Origin of the sequence: Reyranella sp. CPCC 100927 (assembly GCF_007859315.1) — a bacterium.
Taxonomy (GTDB): domain Bacteria; phylum Pseudomonadota; class Alphaproteobacteria; order Reyranellales; family Reyranellaceae; genus Vineibacter.
In genome coordinates, this window is the sequence record NZ_VOHA01000011.1 from 80,129 (window position 1) to 92,208 (window position 12,080).

At 66.1% G+C, this 12,080-nt stretch carries 12 protein-coding genes; 8 read left to right on the forward strand and 4 right to left on the reverse strand.

The features are described 5' to 3' along the window. Nucleotides 1-100: 100 nt before the first annotated feature. Genes FQU96_RS25670 through FQU96_RS25680 form a run of 3 tightly spaced genes read left to right on the forward strand, consistent with a single transcriptional unit; the run spans nt 101 to nt 2,492 of the window. A complete protein-coding gene (locus FQU96_RS25670; protein ID WP_146544213.1) occupies nt 101-898 on the forward strand; it encodes an alpha/beta fold hydrolase in 798 nt (265 codons plus the stop codon). Beyond that, a complete protein-coding gene (locus tag FQU96_RS25675) occupies nt 895-1,293 on the forward strand; it encodes a nuclear transport factor 2 family protein (protein ID WP_146544214.1) in 399 nt (132 codons plus the stop codon). The genes FQU96_RS25670 and FQU96_RS25675 overlap by 4 nt, the downstream gene beginning before the upstream one ends. 32 nt (nt 1,294-1,325) lie before the next feature. Then, a complete protein-coding gene (locus FQU96_RS25680) occupies nt 1,326-2,492 on the forward strand; it encodes an acyl-CoA dehydrogenase family protein (protein WP_146544215.1) in 1,167 nt (388 codons plus the stop codon). A gap of 150 nt (nt 2,493-2,642) precedes the next feature. Here the strand turns inward: FQU96_RS25680 and FQU96_RS25685 are convergent, their stop codons facing one another. Continuing rightward, nucleotides 2,643-4,358: a Na/Pi cotransporter family protein gene (locus FQU96_RS25685; protein ID WP_146544216.1), complete on the reverse strand. Its 1,716-nt coding sequence runs from the start codon at nt 4,356-4,358 to the stop codon at nt 2,643-2,645. Nucleotides 4,359-4,654: 296 nt separating this feature from the next. Here FQU96_RS25685 and FQU96_RS25690 point away from each other — a divergent pair, with 296 nt between their 5' ends. The 3 genes from FQU96_RS25690 (at nt 4,655) to pstS (ending at nt 7,318) form a co-directional block, all read left to right on the forward strand. Continuing rightward, nucleotides 4,655-5,896, forward strand: a complete 1,242-nt coding sequence (locus tag FQU96_RS25690; protein ID WP_146544217.1) for a CaiB/BaiF CoA-transferase family protein — start codon at nt 4,655-4,657, stop codon at nt 5,894-5,896. A 35-nt stretch (nt 5,897-5,931) separates the two neighbouring features. After that, nucleotides 5,932-6,150 (forward strand): hypothetical protein, encoded by a 219-nt coding sequence (locus FQU96_RS25695; RefSeq protein ID WP_146544218.1) that lies wholly within the window; start codon nt 5,932-5,934, stop codon nt 6,148-6,150. An 88-nt stretch (nt 6,151-6,238) separates the two neighbouring features. Then, the gene (pstS, locus tag FQU96_RS25700) at nt 6,239-7,318 is read left to right on the forward strand and encodes a phosphate ABC transporter substrate-binding protein PstS (RefSeq protein WP_255468535.1); all 1,080 of its coding nucleotides are present in this window, start codon (nt 6,239-6,241) and stop codon (nt 7,316-7,318) included. 172 nt (nt 7,319-7,490) lie between these two features. Here the strand turns inward: pstS and cysE are convergent, their stop codons facing one another. The 3 genes from cysE to FQU96_RS25715 form a co-directional block, all read right to left on the reverse strand. Then, nucleotides 7,491-8,291 (reverse strand): serine O-acetyltransferase, encoded by an 801-nt coding sequence (cysE, locus tag FQU96_RS25705; RefSeq protein ID WP_146544219.1) that lies wholly within the window; start codon nt 8,289-8,291, stop codon nt 7,491-7,493. Nucleotides 8,292-8,423: 132 nt separating this feature from the next. Beyond that, nucleotides 8,424-9,017 carry a phospholipid-binding protein MlaC gene (locus FQU96_RS25710; protein WP_178130701.1) on the reverse strand — a complete coding sequence of 198 codons (594 nt, stop codon included), beginning with the start codon at nt 9,015-9,017 and terminating at the stop codon, nt 8,424-8,426. 26 nt (nt 9,018-9,043) lie between these two features. Then, nucleotides 9,044-9,841, reverse strand: coding sequence for a VacJ family lipoprotein (locus tag FQU96_RS25715; RefSeq protein WP_146544221.1), 798 nt, complete (start codon nt 9,839-9,841; stop codon nt 9,044-9,046). Between the two features lie 290 nt (nt 9,842-10,131). Between FQU96_RS25715 and FQU96_RS25720 the strand changes: the two genes are divergently transcribed. Both FQU96_RS25720 and metF read left to right on the forward strand, forming a co-directional pair. Then, nucleotides 10,132-11,118 (forward strand): metalloregulator ArsR/SmtB family transcription factor, encoded by a 987-nt coding sequence (locus FQU96_RS25720; protein ID WP_146544222.1) that lies wholly within the window; start codon nt 10,132-10,134, stop codon nt 11,116-11,118. A 28-nt stretch (nt 11,119-11,146) separates the two neighbouring features. After that, entirely contained in the window at nt 11,147-12,079 is a 933-nt protein-coding gene (gene metF, locus FQU96_RS25725) for a methylenetetrahydrofolate reductase [NAD(P)H] (RefSeq protein ID WP_146544223.1), read from the forward strand. The last annotated feature ends 1 nt before the right edge of the window (nt 12,080 follow it).

The following is a 12,080-nucleotide window of genomic DNA, read 5'->3' on the forward strand; positions in this document are numbered from 1 at the left end:
CGTCATCCCGAGCGGCACGAGGGACCTTCTGCGGCAGGCGTTCTTACTGAGAAAAGATTCCGCGCTACGCTCGGCATGACAAAGGGAACGGAGGCTATCCATGCTCCTGGCAATCGACGGACACCGCGTCTACTACGATATCGTCGGCCCCGATCAGGCGCCGGTCGTGTGCTTCACCCATTCGCTGTCGTCGGACGGCGGCATGTGGCAGGAGCAGGTGCCGATCCTGCTGGGCGCCGGCTTCCGCGTGCTGCGGCTGGACATGCGCGGCCACGGCGGCAGCGACCCGGTGGCCGGCGACTACACGATGTCGATCCTGGCCGGCGACGTGATCAAGGCGCTCGACACGTTGGGCATCGACAAGGTGCATTACATCGGCCTGTCGATCGGCGGCATGATCGGCCAGGCCCTGCTGCTGGACCACGGCACCCGGCTGCTGTCGGCGATGCTGTGCGACACCCTGCCCGGCACGCCGCCCGGCTCGGAGGCCTCGTGGGAGGAGCGCAAGGCGGCGGTGCGGCTGGCCAACGGCCTGGCCACGATCGCCGACGGCACCATGGACCGCTGGTTCACGCCGGCCTTCAAGAACCGCAACCCGGCGCGCTGGACGCAGATCCGCGACACCATCGTGGGCACGACGGCGCAGGGCTTCCTGGGCTGCGCCGCCGCGATCCAGAACTTCAACTTCGAGAACCAGCTGCACTCCATCAAGGTGCCGACCCTTGTCGTCTGCGGTGACCAGGACCCCGGCACGCCGCCGGACGCCAACAAGCTGATCGCATCCAAGATCCCGGGCGGCCGCTACGAGGAGATCAAGGACGCCCGCCACCTGCCCAACGTCGAGCACCCCGACACGTTCAACCCGGTCATGGTGTCGTGGCTGCGGCAGAACAAATGACGCGCGAGGCCATCGACGTGGTGCGCGCCCACTACGACGCCCTCGGCCGGCGCGATCGCCCCGGCGTGCTGGCGACGGTGGCCGACGACGTCGACTGGCAATTCACAGGTCCGCCGACCATCCCGTTCGCCGGCGCTCACCAGGGCCGCGCGGCCGTCGCGGCGTTCCTGGCGACGATCGCCAATAGCGTCGACGTGCTGGCGTTCGATGTCGAGCGGATGATCGCCGATGGCGACACCGTCGTCGTGTTCGGCCGCGAGCATTTCCGGGTACGGGCGACGCGACGCGCCTGGGACGTCGACTGGATCCAGGTCCACACCGTTCGCGACGGCGTCATCAGCCGCTTTCGCGAGTACACCGACACCGCCGCGATCGCCGCGGCCTACGACGCCTGAATGGCGCAGCATCACAGCAACGAGGAAAGACCATGCAATTCGGCTTCAGCGAGCAGCAACAGGCGATCCGCGACAGCGTGGCGAAGCTGTGCACGCAGTTCGACGATTCCTACTGGCTGAAGAAGGACAAGGAAGGCGGGTTCCCCAACGACTTCTATGCCGCCATGGCGGAAGCCGGCTGGCTGGGCATCGCCATGCCGGAGGAATACGGCGGCGCCGGGCTGGGCGTCACCGAGGCCGCGGTGATGATGCAGACCGTGGCCGAATCGGGTGCCGCCCTGCAGGGCGCCTCGGCGATCCACCTCAACATCTTCGGGCCCAACCCCATCGTCGTGTTCGGCACCGAGGAGCAGAAGAAGCGCATTCTGCCCGACATCATCCAGGGCAAGGTCAAGGGCTGCTTCGCGGTCACCGAGCCCAACGCCGGGCTGAACACCACGGCGCTGGAGACGCGCGCCGAGCGTGACGGCAACGGCTATGTGGTCTACGGCAAGAAGGTGTTCATCACCACGGCGCAGATCGCCGACAAGATGCTGCTGATCGCCCGCACCACGCCGCGCGACCAGTGCAAGCGGCCGACCGACGGACTGTCGCTGTTCTACACCGACTTCGACCGCTCCAAGATCGAGGTGCGCGAGATCGACAAGATGGGCCGCAAGGCGGTCGACACCAACCAGGTGTTCATCGACGGGCTGAAGGTGCCGCTGGAGGACCGCATCGGCGAGGAAGGCAAAGGCTTCCAGTACCTGCTGCACGGCCTCAATCCCGAGCGCATCCTGATCGCGGCCGAGGCCATCGGCATCGGCCGCGCGGCGTTGAAGCGCGCGACGCAATACGCCAAGGAACGCGTCGTGTTCGGCCGCCCCATTGGCAAGAACCAGGCGATCCAGCATCCGCTGGCCGAAAGCTGGATGCAGCTGGAGGCCGCCGACCTGATGGCCTTCAAGGCCGCCTGGCTCTACGACAACGGCCAGGAGTGCGGTGCCGAGGCCAACGCCGCCAAGTATCTCGGCGCCGAGGCCGCCTTCGAAGCCTGCCAGCGCGCCATCATGACCCACGGCGGCTACGGCTATACCAAGGAGTTCCACGTCGAGCGCTACCTGCGCGAGGTCATGATCGCGCGCATCGCGCCGGTCAGCCCGCAGCTGATCCTCTGCTACATCGCCGAGAAGGTGCTGGGGCTGCCGAAGTCGTATTGATGAACCTCTCCCGCAGGCGGGAGAGGTCGACGGACGCGATGCGTCCGGCGGGTGAGGGACTACACACGAAGCGTCGTGTCCTTGGCCCCTCACCTTCCCATCGTGCTACGCACGATGGGCCCCTTCCTCTCCCGCCTGCGGGAGAGGAGATCACGCTGGCAGCGGCGCAGCCTGCGCGGGACCGGCGGGCAAATCCCTGGCGGCCGCCGACTCGGGTTCGACGACGCGGGCCACCGAGCGGCGCTCGGCATCGATGCGCTCGATCAGGTAGAATGCCCGCTCGGCGCTGCCCAGCAGCGCCAGGATGGCGCCACGCTCGACCCAGGGTAATTCGGCACCCAGTTTCAGGCACCGCTCGCGCAGCGCCTCGAGACCGGGCAGGCGCGGCTCGGCCAAAGCCGATACCGGCGAGGCGTTGGCGTCCTCCGGTGCGATCGCCCGCATCGCCTCGGCGATCTGATCGATCGTGGCATTGACCAGTTCGCGGCCGATGTCACCGAAGATCTGGCGTTCGACGCGCCGGCCGACCTGGTACAGCGTCTCGCCGAGACTGGCGGTGAAGTCCTCCTCCTCGATCAGGCTCGCCAGCAGGTTGGCCTTGGCGTAGGGCATGTCGGGATCGAACATCGCGGCAGTGTACTGCCGGATGTCCCGGCTCAGCGTATCGATGGCCGCGTAATGCTCCTGCGCATCGTCCGGGGCGTTCTCGGCGCCGCGCGCGATCGCCAGGAATTCCTTGGCCGCATCGAGGTAGCGCACGGTCTCCTTCTGCACCGCCGGCACGCCCTTGGTCAGGTCCTTGCCGTGGCGCGGATCGAGGTAGCGCGGGACCGAGTAGTCCTCCTTGTCGTCGGCCACGTTGTGCCCGACACGGGACAGGACGCGATAGAAGACCTCGGTGAACGGGAACAACAGCGCAGTGTTGAAGATGTTGAAAGCCGTCGAGTAGAGGCCGACCGCGACCGGCACCAGCGGGAAGGTTTCCTTGCCGTTCACGATCTCGGGTGTCCCCGGATCGCCGCCGAACCAGCCCATGACCCAGACCAGCAGGTTCATGGACACGAAGAACAGCGGGATCATCACCGCCACGCCGATGATGTTGAACGAGATATGGGCGTAGGCGGCGCGCTTGGCGTTTTTCGACAGATTGAGCGATGCCATCCACGAGGTGATGGTGGTGCCCAGATCGGCGCCCAGCGAAAACGCCACGGCCGTCTGCCAGTCGAGCACACCGGCCGAGCCCAGGCCCATGACGATGCCGATGGTTGCCGACGAGGAGTGGATCATGGCGGTGATCAAGGCTGCGATCACCACGCAGTAGATCAGCGCGACGTAGTTGTCGGCCTTCAGGCTGGCCAGCAGCTGCATCACCTCGGGCATGCCGCGCAGCGGCCGCAGGCCGCCGGTCATCAGGTTCAGGCCGTAGAAGATCAGCGAGAAGCCCATGCACGCGAGCGCGATGTTGCGAACCTTGTCGTCCTTGGCGAACACGTAGATGAGCGCGAAGATACCGCCCAGAATCAGACCCAGCGGCCCCAGCGGCAGCGCGATCAGGCCATTGCCCAAGGTGGTGCCGATGTTGGCGCCCATGATGACGCTGATCGCCGGCCGCAACCCGAGCACGCCGGCATTGACCAGGCCCACGGTCATGACCGTCATGGCGGTACTGGACTGGATGACGCCGGTGATGACCGTGCCGGCGGCCAAGCCCGTAACCGGCGTGCCGGCGACCTTGGCCAGGAATGCCCGCATCTTGTTGACGGCGAGCGCCTGGATGCCGTTGCTCATGAACTCCAGGCCGAGCATGAAGATGCCCAGCCCGCCGACCACCGGCACGAGAATGTCCTTGAAGATGTCAGCCTGCATCGCACGAAGCCCCCAAACGAGCCTGGGCGAACGTCAGCGCGTTCGGGATGCGGAACACACGTCCTTCGCGGCACGACACGGCCGCTCGGGAAACACCGTGCACAATTCCGGCAGCAACGCCGCAACAGCGCACGGGTCGGCATCGACCCGAACCTGACGACCCCAGACAACTTGCGTGATTGTTGCCCGGCCAACATGACAGGGTTACGACATCTCCAAGACAGTCGGGTGCGACGGTCCGCTAGGATTGGCGGACAGACAAAGTCATTGGCGACGACAGCGGTGAGGAAACAGGCATGCCGGGCGCTCTGGAGGGTGTGAAGATCGTCGACCTGACAGCGGTGCTGCTGGGGCCATTTGCCACGCAGCACATGGCCGACATGGGCGCCGACGTCATCAAGATCGAACCACCGGAAGGCGACCTGCTGCGCAATTCCGGCCGCGGGCCGTCGCCCAAGATGGGACCGATCTACGTCGCGGCCGGTCGCAACAAGCGCTCGGTGTGCCTGGACCTGAAGAAGCCCGCCGCCGTCGCGGTGGTGAAGCGCCTGGTGAAGGACGCCGACATCTTCATCCACAACAGCCGCCCGCAGGCGATCGAACGGCTGGGGCTGGGATACGACGATCTGAAGAAGATCAAGCCCGACATCGTCTATGCCTATGCGCTGGGCTACAAGCGCAGCGGGCCCTACGGCCACAAGCCGGCCTTCGACGACCTGGTCCAGGGCGCCAGCGGCGCTGCGTCCCTGCAATCGCGCGTCGATGGCGGGCCGCCGCGTTTCATGCCCAGCCTGATCGCCGACAAGACCACCGGCCTGCACCTGGCCATGGCCGTGCTGGCCGCGCTGTTCCATCGCCAGCGCACCGGCGAGGGCCAGATGATCGAGGTGCCGATGTTCGAGACCCTGGTCTCGTTCTGGATGACCGAGCATCTGTTCGGCGAGACGTTCGATCCGCCCACGGGCGCCATGGGCTACGACCGCATCATCAACAAATACCGCCATCCGTTCAAAACCAGGGACGGCTATATCTGCGCCCTGCCCTACACCGACCGGCACTGGCTGAAGTTCTTCGAATTGGCCGAGCGCCCCGACATTGCCAAGGACCCGCGCTTCAGCGACGGCCCGACGCGGGCGCGGCACTACTCGGAACTCTACCAGGTGCTCGATACCCTGCTGCTGAACCGCACCACCGAGGAATGGCTCGACCTGTTCGACAAGGCCGACATCCCGGCGATGCCGGTGCGCACCCTGGAGGATATCCCGCGCGATCCACACCTGGTAGCGACCGGCTTTTTCAGCGAGCGCGAGCATCCGACGGAAGGTCGCATCACGACCATGGCCAGCCCGCTCGACTTCTCGGCGACGCCGACCAGCTTCCGCCGTCATGCGCCACGGCTGGGCATCGACGGACCCGACGTGCTCAAAGCGCACGGCTACACGCAGGCCGACATCGACCGCCTGATGGCCGAAAAGGCGCTGCTGATCCCGACCTTCGAGCAGGCCGCACCGCCGGCGCAGGCACCCGCGGCGTCGTAGGCCGGACGGCCGCGACCGGTCAGAAAGGATTGCCGATGAGTGCCTATGCCTTGATCGCCAAGCATGTCGACGCCGCCCTGGCGGAGGCAGCCTCGCAATCCATTTCGGCCGATGTCGTTGCCCGCAATCTGCTGGCCGAGGCGGTTCGCATTTTCAAGCAGGAGGGCCGGCCGCTGGACGACATCGCCGCCGAACTGGTGGCCACGGCCGAGAACCTCGATGACGACGAGGCCATGGGCTTCATGCGACCCTGACGGGCTCGTTCCGTCGATGGCAGGCCGTCACTGCACTGTCATTGTCTGATCCTACCAATGGACGCGCAGTCACGTTGGGGGATGTATCGTGAAACGCTCGGCCGTGCTCGGCTTTGCCGCGCTTTGTGTCGCCGCCTGGATGGGTGCCGCCAGCGCCCAGGAGGTTACGACGATCACGGGCGCCGGCTCGACCTTCGCCCATCCGGTTCTCACCAAATGGTCACGCGCCTATCGTCAGGGCGGCAGCGGCGACTTCCCGACCACCAATTCCGGTCTCGAGGACCCGCAGAGCGGCTCGATCCTCGACTATGAGCCCAGCGGCTCATTGGCCGGCACGATGCGGGTCAAGGACCGTGCCGTCGACTTCGGTGCCTCCGACGCACCCTTGAAATCGGATGAGCTCGCCAAACTGGGGCTCGGCCAGTTTCCCATCGTGATCGGCGGCGTGGTGGTCGCGGTCAATGTCGAGGGTATCGGCCCTGGCCAGATCAAGTTCACCGGACCGCTGCTGGCCGACATCTTCATGGGCAAGGTCACGACGTGGTCGGACCCGGCGATCAAGGCGGTCAACCCCGACCTCAAGCTGCCCGATGCCAAGATCGCGGTGATCCACCGCGCCGAAGGCTCCGGTACGACATTCAACCTCGCCGACTATCTCGCCAAGGTAAGCCCGCCATGGCGCCAGGCGATGGGTGTCGACACCGTGTTGAAGTGGCCGACCGGTACGGGCGCCAAGGGCAACGAGGGCGTCGCGCAGGCGGTGAAGAGGACCAACAACGCCATCGGCTACGTCGAATACACGCAGGCCGTCCAGGCCAAGCTCACCACCGCGCTGATCCAGAACAGCGCCGGCACGTTCGTCAAACCGGATACCCAGAGCTTCCAGGCGGCCGCCGCGCGCGCCGACTGGAGCAAGACCAGCGACTTCCACCTGCTGCTCACCGATGCGCCCGGCACCGACGCCTATCCGATCGCTGCGACGGTGTTCGTGCTGATGCACAAGCAGCCGACATGGCTGCAGAACCCGCGCGCTACGCTCGACTTCTTCCGCTGGACGTTGGATCACGGCGCCAAGCACGCCGCCGATCTCGGCTACGTGCCGCTGCCGCCAAGCCTAGCGACCCAGGTCAAGGACTACTGGTCGAAGACGTTCAAGGTCGGGTACTGAGGTCGCCGTCGTCCTGAGCGGAGCGAAGGACCCCGCGGTAGATCATTCAAAAGATACCGGCGCTGGTGATCACCAGCGCCGGTTATGTTTGATGCGAACACCGCAAGATCCTTCGCTACGCTCAGGATGACGGTGACCAGGATGACGGCGACGCGCTTACGCGGAATGCCGGTCAGATCCGCTGGTCCATCTCCAGCGCCGGCTCCGGCACATCGACGCAACCGATGATGCGCGCCGGCACGCCGGCGGCGGTGCAGCCCGCCGGCACCGGCTCGAGCACGACGCTGCCGGCGGCGATCTTGGCGCAGGCACCGACCTCGATGTTGCCCAGCACCGTGGCGTTGGCGCCCAGCAGCACGCCGCGACGGATCTTGGGATGGCGATCGCCGCGCTCCTTGCCGGTGCCGCCCAGGGTGACGCCGTGCAGCATCGACACGCCGTCCTCGACCACCGCGGTCTCGCCGATCACCACGCCGGTGGCATGGTCGATCATGATGCCCTTGCCGATGCGGGCCGCCGGGTTGATGTCGACGCCGAACAGGGAGCTGGCCCGGCTCTGCAGGAAGAACGCCATGCCCTTGCGGCCACGCTTCCACAGCCAGTGGGCGGCACGATGCGTCTGCAGCGCATGGAAGCCCTTGAACCACAGGAACGGATCGAGATGCGAGGTGCAGGCCGGATCGCGCTCGTTCACCGCAACGATGTCGGCCCGTGCCGCCACGCCGATCTCGGGGTCGGCCGAGAATGCCTCATCGAATGTCTGGCGAATGAGCATCGCCGGCGTTTCGGGCGTGCCCAGCGTGCGGGCAAGGTGATAGCTGAGCGCTGCTTCGAAACGCGGCTGGTTGAGGACGGCGGCGTGCAGCAGGCCACCCAGGCCCGGCTCCGTCCGCGCCAGATCTTCCGCTGCCGCACGGACAGACGCCCAGACCGGGTCCACGGCAGCGATTTTGGTAATCGCACTGTGATCCATCACTTCCTCCGATGACCCGCCGCAATGGGTACGCTTGGACAGCAAGCCTTACCTTGAATGCGAACAACTGCAAGCCCGCGTCACACGAGTTTTTGTAGCCCCTCAAACAAGAAAGACTCGGGCGACACCCGTTCAGGCGCTCGCACGCCGCTCCAGCTCGGCAATCAGCGCATCAAGGCCGTTGCGCTGAATGTAGCCGTTGAAATCGGAACGGCGCGTGATGGCCATGCTGACGCCTTCGATGGTGACGTCGACAATCTTGCCGTTCACGACCTCCCAGACCAGCCGGATGGCCGGTCCGCCGTTGGGCTGCACGATCTGGCTGTTCACCAGATCCTTGGGCGGCTGGTGCGTCACCTTGCCCACCACCAGCGACTGGCCTGAGTACTCACGGAAGCGGCTGGAATAGGCCCTGACCTCCGAGCGCTCGAAAGCCGCCAAAAAGCGCTGCTGCTGCTGGGGGGTCGCGGCATTCCAGTGCCGTCCCAGCACGGTGCGGCCGATCGCCGGCAGGTCGAAGCTCTGGCGCAGCATGGTCGACATCTCGCGCTCGCGCTCGGCGTCCGACACGCCCGACTTCAACAGCGTCAGCAGCCGGTTGGCGATATTGTTGATCAGTGCCGCTGCATCCTGCGCGGCGGCCGGTGCCGCGGCAAAGCCCGCGCCGGCAACCAAGCCGCAGGCGGCACCCAGGACAAAGCGACGCGACAGCGTCGGTATCGACACGGCAGGCCTCCCGAATAAAAAGCGGATTAACGCGCCAGACCGATTTCAGCGCGCCCGGCGACATCGAGCGGGAGCGCTGCGGTCGAGACGACACCACGCTGGCGGATCTGGGCGGCGCGATGCTGCGTATAGGCGCTGCGAATAGCGCTGTAGAAGTCGACCGAGTTCTTTTCGATATCGTCCAGCGCCTGCAGCGTACGCGAGCGGGCGTCCGCCGCCTCCAGGCCGCCGCGAACGTAGAGCAGATAGTCGACATTGAGTTCCGCCGCGGCGAACCGGAACGGATCCACCAGGTAATCGACCAGCAGTCCCACCGCGTCACGTGCGTTGGAGGGCCCGGCGAGCGGCAGCACCAGGTACGGGCCGCCATCTTCCGGCGGCGCCTTGGCCCACACGCCCAGCGTCTGGCCAAAATCTTCCTTGGTGCCCGGCAGGCCCATGTTCTTGGCAACGTCGAAGAGGCCCAGCACGCCGATGGTGGAATTGATCAGAAAGCGCGCCACCGTCTGGGCCGAGCGGGTCCCCTCGCCCTGGGCCAGTTCGTTGAACGCCGTCACCGGCTCGCCGAGGTTGTTGAGCAGGTTGCGGGTACCACGCTGCACGCCCGGCGGCGTCAGGTCGCGGTACGTCACCGCCAGCGGCCGCAGGATGAACGTATCCAGGGTCTTGTTCAGGGCGAACATGAAGCGGTTCGGCGTCTCAAGGGGATCCCAGACCTCCCCTTCCTCACGAGTCGCGCAACCGCCGACCAAGCTCCCCGCCACGGCGAGGACTGCGATGGTGCGGCACGCGCCCGAAACCCAACCCCGAAGCATCATGGACATCCCGTTAAGCCGCCTACGCCAGCGAGGCAGTATGGCGAGGTGAACCCTTAAATCTCAATGCAAAAGTAAGAGAGCGACCACTGACTGCGACGTTCAACCCCGGTGGCCGCCGAAAACCTTGATCTGAGCGGGTTTATAGCACGCGCCCTCTGAGCCTTCCATGACACCGTCATGGAAATGTCGCCCAGATTTTGTGCCATTGACGGCAAAAAGTTCTTCGAAAGTTCCGCCACTTGTCGCGATACATCCGGCAGCTAGACAAACGCATAAAAATATCCTTATATGTATGTATGGATGATTTGCTCTCAGTTCTGCGGACGGTCGCCGAGGAGACGCGGCTGCGGATCCTGGCGCTGGCAGCCCGCGACCAGCTCACGGTCAGCGAGTTCGTCGACATCCTCGGCCAGTCGCAACCGCGCGTGTCGCGCCACCTCAAGCTCCTGGTCGAAGCCGGACTGATGGAGCGCATCCGCGAGGGCCAGTGGGCCTATTTCCGGCTGGTGCGCGACCTGGGGTCGAGCCAATCCCTGGTGCGCGAGGTCATCGCCCGCTTGCCGACCGATAATGACCTGCTGGCCGCCGATCAGGCGCGCCTGACCGATCTCAAGCGCCGGCGCGAGAACCGCGCCATCGCCTATTTCCGGCAGAACGCCCAGCGCTGGGATCAACTGCGTGCCCTGCATGTCGCCGACACCGAGATCGAGGCGGCGCTGCTGGCACAGCTGCCTGAAGACACCGAGTCGCTGCTGGATATCGGCACCGGCACCGGCCGCATCCTCGAGGTGCTGGCGCCGCACGTGGAGCACGCCGTCGGCATTGACCAGTCGCGCGAGATGCTGGCCGTGGCCCGCAACAACCTGGCGCGCATCGGCAACGGCAACGTCGAGATCCGGCAGGCCGACATGTATGCCCTGCCGTTCCCGTCGCTGTCCGTCGACGTCGTCACCATCCATCAGGTGCTGCACTACGCCGAGGATCCGGCCGCCGTGCTGCGCGAGGCGGCGCGCGTGCTGAAGCCGGGCGGCACGATGCTGGTGGTCGACTTCGCCCCGCACGATCTCGTCGAACTGCGCCGAGAGCATGCCCATGTCCACCTGGGTTTCGCCGACAACCAGGTCAGAGGCTGGCTGACGGCCGCCGGCCTGTTGAGCGAGCCACCGACCCACTTGCCCGGCCGCCGGCTGATGGTCGGCATCTGGCGTGCACGCCGCCCGGAGCGGCGCGAACAGCCGTCGCTGTCGGACGGCAGCAAGCCCAACCACGACACCTTGAGCTGACGCGCGTCACGACGCCGACAGGAGTGCGATGAGTCCCGACACCGGTCCCCTTTCCACGTCAGTGCCGACCAGCGAGTTCCCGGCGCGCAAGCCATCCAAGCTGGTGGTATCCTTCGAGTTCTCGCCGCCGCGCACCGACACGATGGCCGAGACCCTGTGGAACTCCATCGAGCGGCTGGCGCCGCTGCAGCCGGCCTTCATGTCTGTCACCTACGGCGCCGGCGGCTCGACGCGCCAGCGCACGCACGAGACCGTGGTGCGCATCAAGCGCGAGACCGGCATCGAACCCGCGGCGCATCTGACCTGCGTTGCCGCCACCTGTGGCGAGATCGATGACGTCGCGCGCGCCTACTGGGACGCCGGCATCCGCCATATCGTGGCGCTGCGCGGTGATCCGCCGCGCGAGAGCGGTGGCAAGTATGTCGCGCATCCCGGCGGCTATGCCAACGCCGCCGCGCTGGTTGCCGGCCTGAAGCGGATCGGCGATTTCCAGATCAGCGTCGCGGGTTATCCCGAATGCCATCCTGATTCGGCGGATGACATCACCGACCTCGACAATCTCAAGCGCAAGGTCGACGCCGGCGCCGATCGCTGCATCACGCAGTTCTTCTTCGACGTCGAGGACTTCCTGCGTTTCCGCGACCGCGCCACGGCCGTCGGCGTGCAGGTGCCGATCGTGCCCGGCATCATGCCGGTCTCCAACTTCGCGGGCATCACCCGCATGGCCGGCATGTGCGGCGCCAAGGTACCGGGCTGGCTCGCCGCGCTGTTCGAGGGATTGGACGACGATCTCGAAACGCGCCGCATGATCGCCGCCACGGTGGCGGGCGACCTCTGCCGCAAGCTGGAGTCGGAGGGCGTTTCGGCCTTCCATTTCTATACCCTGAACCGGGCCGACCTGACCTACGCGCTCTGCCATCTGCTGGGCGTGCGGCCACAGGCGCGGCCCCGCGCGGAGTGAT

What these genes read in the sequence shown, in the direction of transcription:
- FQU96_RS25670 (WP_146544213.1), top strand. Translation starts at nt 101, where the DNA reads ATGCTCCTGGCAATCGACGGACACCGCGTCTACTACGATATCGTCGGC.
- metF (WP_146544223.1), top strand. Translation starts at nt 11,147, where the DNA reads ATGAGTCCCGACACCGGTCCCCTTTCCACGTCAGTGCCGACCAGCGAG.
- FQU96_RS25690 (WP_146544217.1), top strand. Translation starts at nt 4,655, where the DNA reads ATGCCGGGCGCTCTGGAGGGTGTGAAGATCGTCGACCTGACAGCGGTG.
- FQU96_RS25695 (WP_146544218.1), top strand. Translation starts at nt 5,932, where the DNA reads ATGAGTGCCTATGCCTTGATCGCCAAGCATGTCGACGCCGCCCTGGCG.
- FQU96_RS25685 (WP_146544216.1), bottom strand. Translation starts at nt 4,358, where the DNA reads ATGCAGGCTGACATCTTCAAGGACATTCTCGTGCCGGTGGTCGGCGGG.
- FQU96_RS25715 (WP_146544221.1), bottom strand. Translation starts at nt 9,841, where the DNA reads ATGTCCATGATGCTTCGGGGTTGGGTTTCGGGCGCGTGCCGCACCATC.
- FQU96_RS25720 (WP_146544222.1), top strand. Translation starts at nt 10,132, where the DNA reads ATGGATGATTTGCTCTCAGTTCTGCGGACGGTCGCCGAGGAGACGCGG.
- FQU96_RS25680 (WP_146544215.1), top strand. Translation starts at nt 1,326, where the DNA reads ATGCAATTCGGCTTCAGCGAGCAGCAACAGGCGATCCGCGACAGCGTG.
- FQU96_RS25675 (WP_146544214.1), top strand. Translation starts at nt 895, where the DNA reads ATGACGCGCGAGGCCATCGACGTGGTGCGCGCCCACTACGACGCCCTC.
- cysE (WP_146544219.1), bottom strand. Translation starts at nt 8,291, where the DNA reads ATGGATCACAGTGCGATTACCAAAATCGCTGCCGTGGACCCGGTCTGG.